The sequence below is a fragment of the Rahnella inusitata genome (genome assembly GCF_018288855.1).
GTDB lineage: Bacteria > Pseudomonadota > Gammaproteobacteria > Enterobacterales > Enterobacteriaceae > Rahnella > Rahnella inusitata.
The window spans coordinates 457,835-473,592 of sequence record NZ_CP065025.1; the positions used below are offsets into that span (position 1 = coordinate 457,835).

At 51.4% G+C, this 15,758-nt stretch carries 16 protein-coding genes and 1 pseudogene; 7 read left to right on the plus strand and 10 right to left on the minus strand.

All coding sequences use genetic code 11. The features are described 5' to 3' along the window. Positions 1–420 precede the first annotated feature (420 nt). A protein-coding gene (locus I2123_RS23865; RefSeq protein WP_112169525.1) for an IS3 family transposase occupies positions 421–1,595 on the minus strand; the annotation gives its coding sequence in 2 pieces (ribosomal slippage) (positions 421–1,337 and positions 1,337–1,595; 1,176 coding nt in all). Positions 1,596–1,758: 163 nt separating this feature from the next. Here I2123_RS23865 and I2123_RS23870 point away from each other — a divergent pair. Further along, positions 1,759–2,268 (plus strand): hypothetical protein, encoded by a 510-nt coding sequence (locus tag I2123_RS23870; RefSeq protein ID WP_213052672.1) that lies wholly within the window; start codon positions 1,759–1,761, stop codon positions 2,266–2,268. Between the two features lie 145 nt (positions 2,269–2,413). Here the strand turns inward: I2123_RS23870 and I2123_RS23875 are convergent, their stop codons facing one another. Continuing rightward, the gene (locus I2123_RS23875; protein WP_244879937.1) at positions 2,414–4,831 is read right to left on the minus strand and encodes a TonB-dependent receptor domain-containing protein; all 2,418 of its coding nucleotides are present in this window, start codon (positions 4,829–4,831) and stop codon (positions 2,414–2,416) included. 364 nt (positions 4,832–5,195) lie between these two features. Between I2123_RS23875 and I2123_RS23880 the strand changes: the two genes are divergently transcribed. From I2123_RS23880 to I2123_RS23890, 3 genes are all read left to right on the plus strand, one after another. Continuing rightward, positions 5,196–5,807, plus strand: a complete 612-nt coding sequence (locus I2123_RS23880) for a TetR/AcrR family transcriptional regulator (protein ID WP_213052673.1) — start codon at positions 5,196–5,198, stop codon at positions 5,805–5,807. A 68-nt stretch (positions 5,808–5,875) separates the two neighbouring features. Further along, positions 5,876–6,664: a siderophore-interacting protein gene (locus tag I2123_RS23885; protein WP_213052674.1), complete on the plus strand. Its 789-nt coding sequence runs from the start codon at positions 5,876–5,878 to the stop codon at positions 6,662–6,664. Between the two features lie 5 nt (positions 6,665–6,669). After that, positions 6,670–7,149: a PadR family transcriptional regulator gene (locus tag I2123_RS23890; RefSeq protein ID WP_112166244.1), complete on the plus strand. Its 480-nt coding sequence runs from the start codon at positions 6,670–6,672 to the stop codon at positions 7,147–7,149. Between the two features lie 67 nt (positions 7,150–7,216). Here I2123_RS23890 and map read toward each other — a convergent pair whose 3' ends face one another. The 5 genes and pseudogenes from map to I2123_RS23915 form a co-directional block, all read right to left on the minus strand. Further along, positions 7,217–7,972, minus strand: a complete 756-nt coding sequence (gene map, locus I2123_RS23895; RefSeq protein WP_420834363.1) for a type I methionyl aminopeptidase — start codon at positions 7,970–7,972, stop codon at positions 7,217–7,219. Between the two features lie 37 nt (positions 7,973–8,009). Further along, entirely contained in the window at positions 8,010–8,264 is a 255-nt protein-coding gene (locus I2123_RS23900) for a ParD-like family protein (RefSeq protein WP_112165993.1), read from the minus strand. Between the two features lie 146 nt (positions 8,265–8,410). After that, positions 8,411–8,683 (minus strand): annotated as a pseudogene (locus I2123_RS23905) (pentapeptide MXKDX repeat protein). 53 nt (positions 8,684–8,736) lie between these two features. Next, the gene (locus tag I2123_RS23910; protein WP_213052675.1) at positions 8,737–9,540 is read right to left on the minus strand and encodes a molybdopterin-dependent oxidoreductase; all 804 of its coding nucleotides are present in this window, start codon (positions 9,538–9,540) and stop codon (positions 8,737–8,739) included. A gap of 9 nt (positions 9,541–9,549) precedes the next feature. Beyond that, the gene (locus I2123_RS23915) at positions 9,550–10,176 is read right to left on the minus strand and encodes a cytochrome b/b6 domain-containing protein (RefSeq protein ID WP_112165999.1); all 627 of its coding nucleotides are present in this window, start codon (positions 10,174–10,176) and stop codon (positions 9,550–9,552) included. A gap of 153 nt (positions 10,177–10,329) precedes the next feature. Between I2123_RS23915 and I2123_RS23920 the strand changes: the two genes are divergently transcribed. From I2123_RS23920 to I2123_RS23930, 3 genes are all read left to right on the plus strand, one after another. Next, on the plus strand, positions 10,330–11,052 hold the full coding sequence (locus I2123_RS23920) for a response regulator transcription factor (protein WP_213052676.1): 723 nt from the start codon (positions 10,330–10,332) through the stop codon (positions 11,050–11,052). A 3-nt stretch (positions 11,053–11,055) separates the two neighbouring features. Further along, positions 11,056–12,522, plus strand: coding sequence for a HAMP domain-containing sensor histidine kinase (locus tag I2123_RS23925; RefSeq protein ID WP_213052677.1), 1,467 nt, complete (start codon positions 11,056–11,058; stop codon positions 12,520–12,522). A 98-nt stretch (positions 12,523–12,620) separates the two neighbouring features. Further along, positions 12,621–12,941, plus strand: coding sequence for a DMT family transporter (locus I2123_RS23930; protein WP_112166006.1), 321 nt, complete (start codon positions 12,621–12,623; stop codon positions 12,939–12,941). Positions 12,942–12,996: 55 nt separating this feature from the next. Here I2123_RS23930 and I2123_RS23935 read toward each other — a convergent pair whose 3' ends face one another. The 3 genes from I2123_RS23935 to I2123_RS23945 all read right to left on the minus strand — a co-directional run bounded on the left by I2123_RS23935 (position 12,997) and on the right by I2123_RS23945 (position 15,720). Continuing rightward, on the minus strand, positions 12,997–13,464 hold the full coding sequence (locus I2123_RS23935) for a helix-turn-helix transcriptional regulator (RefSeq protein WP_244879938.1): 468 nt from the start codon (positions 13,462–13,464) through the stop codon (positions 12,997–12,999). Further along, entirely contained in the window at positions 13,461–14,810 is a 1,350-nt protein-coding gene (locus I2123_RS23940) for a type II toxin-antitoxin system HipA family toxin (protein ID WP_213052679.1), read from the minus strand. The genes I2123_RS23935 and I2123_RS23940 overlap by 4 nt, the downstream gene beginning before the upstream one ends. A gap of 202 nt (positions 14,811–15,012) precedes the next feature. Continuing rightward, positions 15,013–15,720, minus strand: a complete 708-nt coding sequence (locus I2123_RS23945; RefSeq protein WP_338053247.1) for an SDR family oxidoreductase — start codon at positions 15,718–15,720, stop codon at positions 15,013–15,015. Between the last annotated feature and the right edge of the window lie 38 nt (positions 15,721–15,758).

The window sequence follows — 15,758 nt, forward strand, 5'->3', positions numbered from 1 at the left end:
GTATAAGGACAGGGTCCGTATAATGTGCAGGGATGCACGCACGTAGTGCCAGAATGGGCTGTAAGTCAGAGCGTAAGAATGATTTAGTGCTGTATAGGTGAGCGCCTCTTTAAACATGAACCCCATAACTAAGAACAGGTTATTCCCCTATTTTTTTATAATAGTTATCTGAAGAATGAGTAATATCAATGAACAGGAAAATATAAAGTAAGCTTTGACCGTTTACGTTTATATTCATCTGTGTTGATGTTCTCAATCGAAAAGTTTTTAAGAAAGTAGGAATTCCATGGTTTATTTATTCTTATGACTTATTTATGTCGCTAATAAATACACTGCGGGGTAAAGTTTATTCTAAAGGGATGTAAAAATGTCTATTCAGGAGCTCAATCGTTTTCGTAGTCGTCAGTATGAATGTAGTGGTCAACAAAAACTGGCCACAGCTTTAGAGTTTTTCCAGAACAATCGTTCTGATTCATTCGGCGTCAAACCACCATTATATTGATGAGGTCTGAGCTGGCTGTAATATCCTGTGATGTAATTCGTTATTGCCGTGCTGGCTTCGCTAAAATTCGCGTAGCCATTATCCGGTACCCACTCTGTTTTCAGGCTTCTGAAGAACCGTTCCATTGGACTGTTATCCCAGCAATTTCCCCGGCGACTCAGGCTTTGCTTTATCTGATATCTCCACAGTAACTGTCTGAAATTCCTGCTGGTATAGTGACTGCCTTGATCCGAGTGATACAGTAAATTAGCCGGTTTTCCCCGTGCTTCCCAGGCCATCGACAGGGCTTTACCTGTCAGTGCGGAATCAGGGAAAAATGACATCGCCCAGCCAACCGGTTTACGGGAAAACAGATCAAGCACAATGGCTAAATAAGCCCAGCGCTTACCTGTCCAGATATAAGTCACATCACCGCACCAGACCTGATTAGGCTCTGTTACTGCAAACTGGCGTTCCAGATAATTAGGTATCTCTACGTGTTCCTTAGACGCCTTCTTATATCGATGGCCAGGCTGCTGACAGCTGATGAGATTAAGTTCTTTCATCAGCTTTGTTGCCCGCCAGCGGCTCAGTTTTACGCCTTTGGTGGTGACCATCGCGGCAATATTACGTGCACCTGCGGAACCATTACTTTCGCGATAGCTTTCACGAACAAGGCCCAGTAATGCCACGCGTGCGGCATCAGGCTTCTTTGGCTGCCGCCAGTATTTATAGCTGCTGCGATGAACCCCAAACACGTTGCACACAACGGCAACAGGAAACCGCGCCCTGAGTTTCTCAACTAATGAGAACTGTTCAGGGAGTCTGACATCAAGAGCGCGGTAGCCTTTTTTAATATATCCCTTTCCATTTCAACGCGTTGGAGTCTTTTCTTCAACTCACGTATCTCAATCTGCTCAGGTGTCATTGGTGAAGCTATGGGTGATTTCCCCCCTCGCTCTTCTTTCAACTGCCGGACCCACTTGTCCATCGTGGATTTACCGACATTCATTGCCGTGGCAGCGGCGGCAACGGTGTAATGCTGATCGAGTACAAGCTGGGCGGCTTCGAGGCGAAACTCGGGGCTAAAATTGCGTCTGTTACGTCCGGTCATAATGTCACCTGTTTTGACTATGAGGTGATGATATCACCTCTATTCAGGTGGCCAAATTCACTATGCCACTACAGAATTACAAACGCAGGGTGGGTTTTGTTGCGGGCTCAGTATCGCGCTAATGGTACATCTCCTTGAATGTGATAAGAGTTTGTCACGTCCAATGAGTCCGGCTCAGGCTTTTAAACATGTACATGAGTATATGGGAGCAGTTCGTGTGTCGGGAAATATTTTAGAAGATACGACCACACCAGGGTTTGAGATATTTCGTAAGAGAATTTTTCATCTTCAGAGCCAATATACCCGAAGTATTTTACCTAAAAAGCCATTTGTGCAAGGTTGCGGTGTGGTCTTGCTGGCTTTATCGGTGGGGGATACCTACAAACGTAAGGATAATTGTGCTTTTTTAAATAGAAATATTTATCCGATGAATCATATGGGAATAGCATTCTACGGTAACGGAGATGAAATATTTATTTTTGATCCTAACGCGGGCGGATTGATTATCCGCTGGAACGAAGATAGCTTTACGCCTACGGCAATTCATGCCGTTGATTGTGCGTTGCAGAGAATGTACAAAATGTACGACCGCATGCAAGGTCGTCGCACGGCGAATGTTGTACTCACGGAAATGATTTCTGAAAATGTTATGCCGTATGGGGATTGTATATAACAGCCACTTCAAATGACGATTATTCTGGTCATCAAAGACAATCGTCAGTGTTGGTTGCTCTTGAAAGCAACGTTCGGAGTTGAAAACAAGAAGGGCGCCGTGTTCTCACCGGCGCCCTTAAGCGTTTTATTGCATTAAAAATCCGTTAGAAATCGACGTTCACGCCCAGCTGGAAGTTACGGCCTGGCATCACGGCCAGCGCTTTGTTGTAAGCATCCTGATTGGTGGTATCGGTCAGGGTACGGCTGCTCAGGTAATCCCAGTATTTACGGTCGGTGATGTTATAAACGCCGCCGTTGATTTTCACGTTCTTCGCGACCTGCCAGTAAGCGGTGGCATCGACCATACCGTAGCCCGGCACATTCATATAATCCACATTGGAATCTGCGATTGGCGTACCGCTGTTGGTATAGCTCTGACGACTGGTCGCTTCAGCTTTTTTGCCTTTCACGAAGGTGGCAGTGACTGCGGTGCCGTAGACGCCAGAAGGATCATCCCACGCCACTCCCGCGACCAGTTTCATTGGCGGAACGCTGTCGAGATCGACGTATTTGTCGCCCGCATAGCTGGACTTGGATTGACCCTGCGCGTAACCCAGTGCGAAGGTGGTACTCAAACCGTTCACGTCGCTGAACCATGTACCGTAATCGATTTTGGTGCTCAGCTCGCCGCCGTAGATATACGCTTTATCGCGGTTTTCAGCCTGATAAATCGTATAAATGTTGGAAGGCACATTGGTGAACATGTTGCCGTTCTTCGCGCGGGTGTAACGGGTATTGGCGATGAAGTTTTTGTAGGTGTTGTAGAACACCGACGTTTTGAAGCTCACGCCTTGCGTCGCTTCCCCTTTCAAACCCCACTCGACGTTATTGCTGGTTTCAGTTTTCAGATCGGTGTTACCAATCAGCGCGTACTGCGCCGCACCTGCGTAAGAAGAGCCGAGGTTCCATGAGCCGTAAAGCTGGCTGGCATCCGGGAACTGTGCGCCGCGTTTGTATTGCAGGTACGTCATCAGCTTCGGCGTCAGATCATAGGTGAAGGCCAGAGACGGCAGAACCTGCGTATCAGAATTGGCTTTACCGTACAGGGTTGAGACGGAGTCTTCAGAGACGACGCTGTTGGACAGATCGGACAGGTTTTTCGATTTGGTGTTCTGATACGCGACGCGCACCGCCGGGATCACCGAGAAGTTATGGCCGTCGAGGTCAAACTTCATGGTGTCCTGCAGGAAGCCGCCTAACACGTAGGTACGGCTGTTAGCTTCCGGCTGCATCGTGGTGGTGTAAATGCTCTGCGCAGGCGTTTCGCGGAACGGACGCTCGGTGTCAGACACGCGACCGTTGATCCCGGCGCTCAGTTCGTGACGTCCCAACGTTTTCAGCCAGCTGGTTTCCGCGCCGTAAGTGTCGGTGTCATAGTTAGAATACACGTTCATCATCTGCCGGGAGGAGTTCGGCATGTAGGTGTTGTCGTGCGCCTGCGTGTACTGGTAATAGACTTTGGAAACGACCGCATCGGCAAAATCGTTGAATGGCGTCCATTCGTCTTTCAGGCTTGCGCCCCAGCGACGAGTATTACTTTGCTGCTGCGCCGTGCCGAGCACGCTGCTGCCAGCGCTGTCCCACGCATCGTAATGGGTGTGATTCACTTTCTCGTAGTAATCGAGCGTGCCGGTGAACTTGTGTTCATCATTTGGCTGCCAGATCCCTGAAGTCATGATGGCGGTGGAGTGCCAGTTGGCCGGATACGCATCATGCGTGCCGCTATTGTTGCTGGTTTCCTGACCGTCGCGGCGACTGATCGCCACTAACCCACGCAGCTCCTGATCGCCCGCGGCGGCGGTGATGCCGTTATGCCATGAACGGTCTGAGGAACTGTAATCCGACTGGTAACCGAAGTAGGTTTCTTTGCCCGGACGCAGATAATCGTCTGCAGATTTCGGCAGGAAGGAGACGGCACCGCCGATGGAGGTGTTGGCTCGCTCGGCGGAAGTGGCACCGGATTCGATATCTACCTGACCGTACATGTACGGGTCGATGTAATCACGGCCAATGCCGAATGTGCCCAGACCTGCGCGGCTTGCATAGGCGCGGCCTGTGGCGCTTGGCTGTGGAATGCCGTCGACGTCAATGCTGACGCGGTTACTTTCCAGACCACGGATGTTGTAGCCGGTATAGCCCGCGCGGTCGAAGCCGCTTTTACCGTTACCGGAACCGCCGCTGGAGCCCGTTGCGCTGATCAGCGGTTCATAACGCATGATCGAACCGAAATCATTGCCGCCTTTTTTCTGCATATCAGCGGCGGAAATTGTGGTTTTTGACCCCGGTTTTTTATCCGGCAGCGTCTCAGTCACGGTCATCACTTCTTCGTGGCTCTGCGCCAGATCCTGAGCGGTGCGCACCGGCTTCTTCTTGATCACGTCAGAAGGCTTTGTTTGGTTTTGTGCCAGATCGGTACTTTCTTTAACGGCTTCCGCTGCGTTAACGTTAAAAGTGGTGGTGAGAATCGTCCCCATGAAAACGACGTTTTTCACCAAACCCTGCTGTGAAAAGGATTTGAACATGTGTTTTTAGTCCTGCACTAATTTTTTTAAGTTCTGCTCAACAAAACTGCCCTGCAAATGCTAAGACGCAAGTTAGGATCTCTTCCTGAGAATGCCTTTGTCCTTATAAAATATGGGTTTATTGGTCTGCGATACCCACACCGGCTTACTGCGAATGATAATGATACTGATAATTGTTATCAACAAATGTTAAGAATAAATGCCTCCCTTAACGAAATCTTTGCACTTTGTCGGCGGATTTGCGTTAAGGCAGGTGTCTTTACAACCTGTAAACCCGCCGTTAGAGTGGTCATAAGAACTGTACCGTACAGTTTAGCGCCCGGCAGGCATCTGCTGCCGGGCCTGAAAGTGAACAGGAGTGAGGATGAAAGTTCGTACCGAAGCCCGCCGGGAGGCGATTGTCGAAGCCGCCGCCACGTTGTTTAAAGAAACGGGCTATGAGCGCGCGTCCATGAATGAGCTGGCCAGACGCCTCGGCGGTTCCAAAGCCACGCTGTACAGTTATTTTCCTTCCAAAGAAGCGCTGCTGGTTGCCGTGGTGAAAGCCTGCACCACCGGGCATCTTTCGGAAGCGGTCAACGGTCTCGCCGCGCCGTTCCCGAGTCTTGATTTAGAAGACGTACTGACGCGCTTTGGCGAAAGAATGCTGCTGGTGCTGACCAACGACGGCGAGGCGCTGGCGGTTTACCGCATGGTAATCGCCGAAGCCGGGCATTCCGATATCGGCATGCTGTTTCACGACTCCGGACCGGGTGAGGCTATTCAGGCGCTGGCCGGATTTATGGCGATAGCGATGGAAAAAGGGCAACTGGCGCAGGCCGACGCACTTCTGCGTGCGCAGCAATTTCTGGCGCTGGTCACTGCGGAAACCAATATGCGGCTTTATCAGCAAAACCCTGCGCCGCTGGAGATCGCCGAGATCCGCCAGCTGGTTCTTAATGCCGTCGATATGTTTTTACGCGGTGGCGTGCGTTAAGAGACTTGCGGAAAATACTCCTAAGATATATCTTTCAAGGCAACTGATTCCCTGAAAGAGAAAACAATATGGAACAACCTCGTCAAGATTCCTCTGCAGCAAACCTGCCGGTTCGTGTAAAAAACGAACTGGCTTTTCGCGCCCTCACCGTCAAACGCAGCGAAAGTGTGGCGGGTTGTTTTAAACGCATCGTCCTCAGCGGTGAAGACCTCAAAGGCTTCAGTTCGCGCGGCTTTGACGATCACATCAAACTGTTTTTCCCTGCCACACCGGGCGATGTGATCACCGCGCCGGTCGCGACCGAAGAGGGCATTGTCTGGGGCGAAGGCCCGCGTCCGCTGAACCGGGAATACACGCCGCTGCACTTTGATGCGCAAGCCAACGAGTTGACGCTCGATTTTTATCTGCACGACGGTGGCGTTGCCAGTGAATGGGCTGCTGGCGCGAAGCCTGGCGACCCCCTTATCATCGGCGGTCCGCGCGGTTCACTCATCATTCCGACTGACTATCAGTGGCAACTGTATCTTTGCGATGAAACCGGTCTTCCGGCACTGAAACGTCGCCTTGGCGAACTGAAACAGGCGGCAAGTGACGCGAAAATCACCGTGCTGGTGAAAACCAAAGACGCCGGTTGCCAAAACTATCTGCAAGATGAAGCAGATTTTACTATCGAATGGGTTATCGGCGGCGAAGCGCTGGTGCAAAAGGTAAAAAGCCTGACGCTGCCGGACAGCAATTACTATGTCTGGGCGACTGGCGAAGGCAAGCTGGTGAAAGGGCTGAATGATTATTTCACCGTTGAGCAGGGGCTGGATCCGGCATATGTCCGCTGCGTGGCGTACTGGCACGATAAATAATGCTGATGAACAAACAACACCGCCGCGAAAGGATGTTTGAAACCGGAGATATCCGGTTACTGATGCTGCATTTTTTACAGCAGCGTCCGGCACACGGTTATGAACTGATCAAAGCAATAGAAGAATTAGCCAAAGGTGAATACACGCCGAGTGCCAGTATTATTTATCCGAATCTGACGTTTCTGGAAGAGCAGGCGTTAATCACGTCAAGCCAGGAAGAGGGCGGAAAGAAACAATACGCGATCACGGCCGAAGGCGCAGAATCGCTGGCGCAGCAGGGCGAATTGCTGGATTCAGTGACAGAGAAACTGCATTCGCTGGCGATATTATCCAATAACCGCAGTATTCCTGAAATGCAGCGTGCGATTAATAATATCCGCATGGCATTAAACCTGCGGCTGGCCAAAGGTCCGATCGAGCAGGATACGCTGTATAAAATTACCGATGCATTGGATCGCGCGACGAAAGAAATTGAGCGCAGCTGATGCCATAACAGGTGATAAAAAGAAAAAGCCTCCGGTTAATCTGGAGGCTTTTTGCTTTTACAGGGCATTAATTATCTTCAGGCCAGGGCGTCAGGATTTCATATCCGTCTTTAGTCACCGCCACCATATGCTCCCACTGTGCAGACAACGAGTGATCTTTAGTCACGACCGTCCAGCCATCGCCGAGCACTTTATTCTGTTTCTTACCGGCATTAAGCATCGGTTCGATGGTGAACAGCATGCCTTCCTGCAAGACCAGACCGCGACTTTTCTCACCGTAATGCAGTACCTGCGGATCTTCGTGATAGCCCATACCGATGCCATGACCGCAATACTCTTCAACGATGGAAAATCCTTCGCGGTGTGCGACGGCGGCAATGGCAAAACCCACATCACCCAAGGTCGCGCCCGGACGCACGACTTCAATCCCGGCCATCATCGCTTCGAGCGTGGTATCCACCAGGCGGCGAGCCATAATGCTCGGTTCACCGGCGTAATACATCCGGCTGGTGTCGCCGTACCAGCCGTCTTTGATCAGTGCGACGTCAATATTGACGATATCGCCTTTTTTCAGCGCTTTGTCCGAAGGGATGCCGTGACAAATCACATGGTTAACGGACGTACAGACGGTTTTTTCGTAGCCGTGGTAGCCAATGTTCGCCGGAATTGCCTGCAATTCGTTGACGATATAATCATGGCAAAGGCGGTCCAGCTCATTGGTGGTCACGCCCGGCACGACGTGCGGTGTGATCATATGCAGAACGCGGGCGGCCAACTGCCCGGCGATGCGGGCTTTCTCAATACCTTCCGGCGTTTTGATCATCCGGTTATTGTTCACAAAGTACTTGCTGTCTAAACCATTATTCATTACTTGCCTTCCTGTGTGTGCCACCCACGTTTAACAGCGTGCGGATACTGCCGGTATTTTCATCAGATTCCATGCTGCACTGCACCAGCAGGCGCGAAATTTCACTGTGCGTCATATCAGGATGCGTCTCCATCAGCATGCCAATTTTCATCCAATGTTCCGCCTGCGCATTCATCGAGCGTGTATAGGCCAGACTGGCGATGCGCAGATTTTCATGCATCAGTTCTGAAATCTTGATGATACCCATCGGGTTACCTCAGCAGTATACGAATTATATATGAACCGTATACTACGCCGAAAGGTGGGCATCCTCAACTCTTGGCGGCCAGGAAAAGTAAAACGCCTCCGGCGAGAAAGGACGGAGGCGTGACAAAAAGGCAGACTACGCGAAACTTACTGGCTGGACGTGTCTTTTTTCATGGCATCTTTTGACATGGAGTCTTTCGACATCGTGTCTTTTTTCATGTGATCTTTCGACATTTTGTCTTTCGACATTCAGTCCTTACTCATACTGTTTTTCGCCATTGAATCTTTGCTCATGCCGTCCTTTTTCATGCAGTCTTTGGACATGCTGTCTTTTTTCATCATCGCATCAGCCGCGTAGGTGGTGCTCACTGCGCCCATCATCAGACAGGCAGACATCATTATTGCGGTTAACTTTTTCATGGTATTTCCTTCTTTGGGGTCTTGATAAGGTAAGAGTGTGGGTTTTGGAGGATTTAACTTCCGCCGAACCAGTTGTAGCCCTGATCTTCCCAGTAGCCACCGGTAAACTTATTCGTAATTTCAATCACTTCGATGTGTTTCGGATTCTTGTAGCCAAGCTTGATAGGCATTCTCAACTTCATCGGGAAACCGTATTTGCGCGGCAAAATCTGCCCGTCATAAGTCAGCGCCAGCAGAGTTTGCGGGTGCAGCGCGGTCGCCATGTCGATACTGGTGTAATACTCATCGGCACATTTGAAACTGACGTATTCCGCGCTGAGATCGGCGCCAATCAGGCGCAGAAAATCTCCGAACGGTACGCCGCCCCATTTACCGATGGCGCTCCAGCCTTCGACGCAAATGTGCCGCGTCACCTGGCTGACCTGCGCCATTTTGTAGAGTGTCGGCAGCGACCACTCGCGTTTGTCCAGCGCCAGACCGGCGACTTTCAGGCGCCAGGCGTTACCATCAATGTCCGGCGCATCGTCTTCGGCGTAAAAAGCGTTAAACGGGAACGGGCGGGTGATCATCGATTCGGCGTACTCCGGCGCGAGGCGCACGGAGCCAAACAGCCAGCCCTGAACGCGGTCGTTAAAACCGGAGATTTTGCCCAGCGCGGTTTCCACGCTGGCGTTATCACTGATGTCACAGCCGGTCAGCATCGCTACGCCACCGAGTGTCAGCCCGCGTTGTAAGAACAGGCGGCGCGAGGGCGCATCCAGCTGACGAACAATTTGTTTCTGCGCTTCCTGCACAATCGCTTCGCTGTCGGACGGGCTAAAAATCTGGCTGATGCTTTTCTTGATGATGTTTTTCATGTGTTTTCCTTAACGTCCGCGGATCATGGCGATCAGCGTTTTCGGCACCAGCGCCACCATCACCAGATGCAGCACCACAAAACCCACCAGCGACGCCATCGCCAGAAAATGCACATAGCGCGCCGTGTCGTAACCCCCCATCAGCTCACGCAGCAACGGAAACTGTACCGATTTCCACACCACCAGCCCGGAAAGCACCAGCACGATGCCGTCGAACATCACGAACAGGTAAGCGGCGCGTTGCACCATGTTGTAGTGACGCAGATCGTCATGTTGCAGCTTGCCGCGTAATGCCGCCCGCAGATCATTGAAAATGCCGCGCGGCGTCAGCGGCCAAAACTTCTGTTTCATTCGGCCTGTGAAAATGTTCATCAGCAGGTAAAACACGCCGTTAAACCCGAACAGCCACATCCCGGCGAAATGCCACTGAATCGCGCCACCCAGCCAGCCGCCGAGCGTCACTGTGGACGGGAAATCAAAATCAAAAAGCGGCGATGCGTTATAAATCTGCCAGCCGCTGGTTACCATGATCAGCACCGCCAGTGCATTCAGCCAGTGAGTCAGGCGCAGCCATAAAGGGTGAACCGTGACCGGTTTGCGTGTCGCGACCGGAGGTAATTCTGTGTGTATCGTCATGATGTCAGCCCGCCATCTTTCCCGTTGATGTAACGAGTATTGGGCGGATTTGTTCCCGAAGACCTCACGCAAAGTTAAATTAAATGTGATAACTCTGTGGCATGCGCTTGTGTAGACTCAGGGAAGGGTTTGGAAGATCGGGTTGAGAAGAAAATGGATAAGACCAGGAAGATTTTGATCGTGGAAGACGACGGCGATATCGCCGATTTACTGAGCCTTCATCTGCGCGATGAAGGCTATGAGATAACCCACGCCGCCGACGGCAATCTGGGCGTGGCGTTGCTGGAAAAGGGCGGCTGGGATGCGTTAATTCTCGATCTGATGCTGCCAGGCGTCGACGGGCTGGAGATCTGCCGTCGCGCCCGTAACATGACGCGTTACACGCCGATCATTATTATCAGCGCCCGTTCCAGCGAAGTGCACCGCGTGCTCGGGCTGGAGCTGGGTGCGGACGACTATCTGGCCAAACCGTTCTCCATGCTTGAACTGGTGGCGCGGGTCAAAGCGCTGTTTCGCCGTCAGGAAGCGATGAGCCGCAACATGAAGATGGATGCGGGGACGTTGAGTTTCACCGGGCTGGCGATCGATCCGATTGCGCGCGAAGTGATGCTCAACCATCAGCCGGTGGAACTGACGCCGCGCGAGTTTGATCTGCTGTATTTCTTCGCCAAAAATCCCGGCAAAGTCTTTTCACGTCTCAGTTTGCTCAATCAGGTCTGGGGCTATGAACATGAAGGGTATGAGCACACGGTGAACACTCACATTAACCGGCTGCGCATCAAAATAGAAACCAATCCGGCCGAGCCGGAACGTATTCTGACCGTGTGGGGCAAAGGGTATAAATTCGCGTCTTCTGCTGAAGAGGCACAAGGGTAAATCATGAAAAATCTCACGCTGGCACAAAGACTGACACTGGTATTTACGCTGCTGCTGCTCGCCTGCTGCGCACTATCCGGCTACATGCAGGTGCGTTCGAGCAATCAGTACAGTCAGGCGGTGATCCAGCGTTTGTCGGCGAATCTGGCGACGCAGATCGCGGCAAACAATCCGCTGCTGAGCCAGGGCGAATGGGATCCTAAAGCGGTGCATGCGCTGTTCAATCAGCTGATGGCGGTGAATCCCAGCGTCGAGGTCTATCTGCTCGATAACAACGGCAACATCGTCGGCAATGCTGCACCGGCAGGCCGGTTGCAACAGCAAAAAATCGATCTCAAACCGGTGACCGCGCTGTTGCAGGGCGCAAAAATGCCGGTTTATGGTGATAATCCGCGGGATCCGCAAACACGTCAGGTTTTCAGCGTCGCACCGTTGCAAGCGGACGGTGTGACCAAAGGCTACGTCTATATCGTTTTGCTCGGCGATGAATACACCGCGCTGGCCAGCGATGCGCAATATCAGTCGGCGATTTATCTGGCGCTGCGGTCTATGGGGCTGGTGGCGCTGTTTGGCCTGCTGGCCGCCGCGCTGGCATTCCGCTGGGTAACGCGTCCGGTGCGTAAACTGACCGCTCAGATTGCGCAGCTCGACAGCGGCGGGATGGACGCCATTCAGTCGCTGGCGAAAAGTGAACCGCCCGCCGGTGCGCCGCGCGATGAAGTGTCACAGCTGCAACAGGCGTTTATCGCGCTGGCAAAACGTATCGATCAGCAGTGGCAAAGCCTGATGGTACAGGATCAGCAGCGCCGCGAGTTTATCGCCAATATTTCCCACGATTTGCGCACGCCGCTGACCTCGTTGCACGGCTATCTGGAAACGCTGTCGGTGAAATCTGACCAACTGAGCAACGAAGATCGCCAGCGTTACCTGAACATCGCCCTGACGCAGAGTAAAAAAGTCGGGCGTCTGGCGCAGGAACTTTTCGAACTGGCGCGGCTGGAATACGGCGTCGTGAAGCCGCAAAAAGAGCCGTTCTCGCTGTGCGAACTGGTACAGGATGTGTTTGCGAAATTCGAACTGGCGACCGAAACGCGCGGGCAAAAACTGCTGGCGGATATCACTCCCGGCATTCCGCTGGTGAATGCTGATCTCGGCATGATCGAACGTGTGCTGACCAATCTGCTCGACAACGCCATCCGCCACACGCCGGAAGGCGGTACTATCGAAATCAAACTGTGGAAAAGTGAAGGGCAGGTGATGGTGCAACTGAAAGATTCCGGGCCGGGTATCGCGCCGGAGCTGAAAGACAGTCTGTTCGTGCGCCCGTCAATCCTCAGCGCCAATAAACATCGCGCAGGCGGCCTCGGGCTGATGATCGTCCGCCGTATTTTGCAGTTGCACGGCAGCGATATCCGGCTTATCGAAGAACCGAAACGCGGCGCGTGTTTTCAGTTTTCTGTGCCGGTGTAGCAGACTGCATTATAATCAGCCTTAACTCGCTGACTGGACGACCAGAGATTCGGCTTAATTATTCAGGGACGACCCTGGCATTCTTAAAAGGAAACATCATGGCCTGGGTATATCTGTTTTTTGCAGGAATTTTCGAAGTCGTCTGGTCGGTGGCGATGAAAGAGTCCCACGGGTTCAGCCGCCTGGTTCCCAGCATCATCACCATCGTTTTCATGTTACTTAGCTTCGCTCTGCTCTCTATCGCGATGAAAACGCTGCCGCTCGGCACGTCTTACACCGTCTGGGTGGGTATCGGCGCGATCGGCGCATTTATTCTCGGCGTGACGATGTTTGGCGAAAGCCTCAATCCGCTGCGCGTCATCGCCGCGCTACTTATTTTTGCCGGCGTTGTGCTGCTGAAGTTTGCGACGAAGGAATAAGGGCAGGGGAAAAATGCAGGAAGCCGCTCAGTAGAGCGGCTTTTTTGTTTGATAATTATTCTTTAAACATCGCTGACAGCATATGACGAGAAGTGGGTACCAGCCCGACTTGCAAGCCAAAAGGCTTGAAGACTTTATTGATAATGTCAGAGGTATAGTTACCCTTATCATTTTCTACTTCAGATAATGTCTTACGTGAAACGCCGGTCAGTTTGGCGAAAATATCCTGCTTTAGGCCTAACACGTCAACTCTCAGCGTTTTCAGTGCTTCTCCTTGCGTCATTTCTCCTAACAAGAGAGCTTTCATAATCGCAATTCTTGTTTCGTTTCTTTCACTGATGCCTGCTGGCTTCGATAAATGAGATACCCGCTGGCGCGGCTGCGATTTGGAAAGTGAAAAAGAGGATGCATCATTGGATACCGTGCGTTTTTCACTCGAATTTTTTTGCTCAGTGTTCTGCGCTGAACGAATTTTCTCGATTGTGTCCTTCACCGTATCGCCAGTGTAAGGTGCCTTTTTCACAATAAACCCCATCGTTGTAATTTAACGGAGATAAAATTGAAGCCGATCCCTGACATATCAGTAATCTGTGCCGGTACCCCTCTTTCCACAAGCCTGTGTTTAAGTCCGAGCAATTGCTGTGCGGTATCTTTCAGCGCGTGTAGCAATGTATGAGCGGGTACGAGATCGGAGAGCACGTCTGAAATCCCGGCGAAATCATATTCACCGCCAATTTCTAAAGGTTGTGTCCATTTCATGGTTCTGGCAATACCTTCCGGGTCAGCCTTCATTGGTGCGAAATCATAGATGGGTGCAAGACGGATGCTGTTTACATCTTTAATGAAGGAGGTATTACGCCCGTGATTATCGCTATTACCAAAAATAATATTAAGTAAATCGCGGCGCACCCATTCGATCACAAATGCCTGGATATCAAAGTGAAATCCCTGCTCCGTGACCATGTGACTTTGAATAATCTTACTGACCAGTGTTCGAATCGTCTCTTCATGATAAAGCGTGACACCCGGTGCTTTTCTCAGGATTGAATAGACTGATTCCAACCCAAACCGTTTGATTTCAGTGTCACTTTCAAAAGAAATATCGAATCTGGGAAGCCAAAGTGAGGGATAACTGAGCCCCTCTTCAAGGCGCATATCCCGTGTGGATATGGTTTCGAATCCCATTGCTTCCAGTTCATGGTAGTAGTGAAATTCGGCTCTTAATATGTTGCAGTCAATTTCACTTCTTGAACCACGGGGAAATTTCACTAAATAGTGGAGATCGCGGTTGGTGAGATCATTTTGATAGGTATCAATCCATATCTGCTGCTCATTGCTGCAACGGAGCAGAAGTTTGGGGGCTTCCCCGCCAGCACCTGTCGCACCTCCGGCGGCGGCACCGCGCTGTTGTGCGTAATCCAGAAAATCACTGGCTCTGTTTTTTACGTCTTCGAGTGAAAAAAACAGTTTTTCAGCCTGAGCATGGTACTCGGGCAGAGATTCTTTGATCCTCAGATTCCCAACCGGGGACATCGTGCCGTGCTTCAGCAAAACGAAATTTTGTTGGTCCGCCGTCAGCCCTTCCAGATCCAGATAGTTTTTCCAATAACGTCGACTTGACCCACTGGGAATAATGTCATCCAGAAACTTCATCCAACCGCGCTGCCTGTCATCCTCGAAGAACAGAGCGACAGGATGGTTCAGAGAGGCCGCATGGTTATCATCACGCCCAAGGTTTTCAATGGCATAGTCTGAATGGTAGTTCAGCTCAGTAATGCGCAATGCATTGTCACCTGTACCTGAAAATGTGATGGCAGCAATATCAACCCAGTGGTTATTGAGAAAACATTGTAACGTTAAATTTTCCATGTCATGCCCTCGTGATTATGAGTGAAATACTACACCGTAATCGACGATTTCTCAAATACCGTTACCTTTAATACACATTAATGCCTGTTTTTCCATTTAGTGCGTGCTATGCCACTCATTAAAAACCCATCGGGTTATTCATACTGCCTGAAAGCTGGCGGGGTGACCTTTGGCCGTTAAAACCGCGTGAGGGAATCAGTATTCAGCGCTTCGCTTTATCCCTTCTCGGCCTCACCACAATATCTGTAATCTGCGTGTCGTCGCTGGCACTGATGACCAGCCGTACGGCAGCGGCGACGGAATCAGGCGCGCTGTATTCGCGGGGATCGATAGCATCGAAGTTGCCCTGACTCTCGCGGGTTTTACGGTTCATCGGGGTATCGGTCGGGCCGGGTGCGATGGTGGAGACGCGCACGCCGTACTCGCTTTCTTCCTGCCGCAGCGCATGGGCGAGGGCGCTGAGTGCAAATTTAGACGCGCAGTACACCGTGTTACCACCGTCAGCTTTGGTGCCGGATCCGGAGCCGATAAAAATCACCTGACCTTCCTGTTTGCGCAGTGCAGGCAGCGCAAGACGGGTGAATTCAGCAGGGGCAAATACGTTGATGGAAAACTGTTGCTGCCAGTCCTCAGGCCGCGCCTGGTCAAGACGCAGGGGTTTGGAAATCGCGGCAGAGTGAACAAGCACATCAATCTCTGGCAGCGCGTCGACGAACCGTTGTACGGCAATGAAATCCAGCAAATTGATTTCCACTGCTTCGACATTTTCAATCAGCCGCAATGCCAGCAGGCTGTCTTTATTTCGCCCGAGTGCGAAGACCCGATGGTCCCGCGCCAGATCGTGAACAATCGCCAGCCCGATACCGCTGGTTCCGCCGGTTATCACGGCGACAGGGAGAGTACTCATCATGTTTTCCTTCAGGTTTTTTTATCAACCTAACAGCTGAT

Coding starts and splice junctions, on each gene's coding strand:
- I2123_RS23910 (WP_213052675.1), bottom strand. CDS start 9,540: ATGAAAAACATCATCAAGAAAAGCATCAGCCAGATTTTTAGCCCGTCC.
- I2123_RS23885 (WP_213052674.1), top strand. CDS start 5,876: ATGGAACAACCTCGTCAAGATTCCTCTGCAGCAAACCTGCCGGTTCGT.
- I2123_RS23900 (WP_112165993.1), bottom strand. CDS start 8,264: ATGGGTATCATCAAGATTTCAGAACTGATGCATGAAAATCTGCGCATC.
- map (WP_420834363.1), bottom strand. CDS start 7,972: ATGATCAAAACGCCGGAAGGTATTGAGAAAGCCCGCATCGCCGGGCAG.
- I2123_RS23940 (WP_213052679.1), bottom strand. CDS start 14,810: ATGGAAAATTTAACGTTACAATGTTTTCTCAATAACCACTGGGTTGAT.
- I2123_RS23890 (WP_112166244.1), top strand. CDS start 6,670: ATGAACAAACAACACCGCCGCGAAAGGATGTTTGAAACCGGAGATATC.
- I2123_RS23875 (WP_244879937.1), bottom strand. CDS start 4,831: ATGTTCAAATCCTTTTCACAGCAGGGTTTGGTGAAAAACGTCGTTTTC.
- I2123_RS23915 (WP_112165999.1), bottom strand. CDS start 10,176: ATGACGATACACACAGAATTACCTCCGGTCGCGACACGCAAACCGGTC.
- I2123_RS23925 (WP_213052677.1), top strand. CDS start 11,056: ATGAAAAATCTCACGCTGGCACAAAGACTGACACTGGTATTTACGCTG.
- I2123_RS23880 (WP_213052673.1), top strand. CDS start 5,196: ATGAAAGTTCGTACCGAAGCCCGCCGGGAGGCGATTGTCGAAGCCGCC.
- I2123_RS23930 (WP_112166006.1), top strand. CDS start 12,621: ATGGCCTGGGTATATCTGTTTTTTGCAGGAATTTTCGAAGTCGTCTGG.
- I2123_RS23920 (WP_213052676.1), top strand. CDS start 10,330: ATGGATAAGACCAGGAAGATTTTGATCGTGGAAGACGACGGCGATATC.
- I2123_RS23945 (WP_338053247.1), bottom strand. CDS start 15,720: ATGATGAGTACTCTCCCTGTCGCCGTGATAACCGGCGGAACCAGCGGT.
- I2123_RS23870 (WP_213052672.1), top strand. CDS start 1,759: ATGAGTCCGGCTCAGGCTTTTAAACATGTACATGAGTATATGGGAGCA.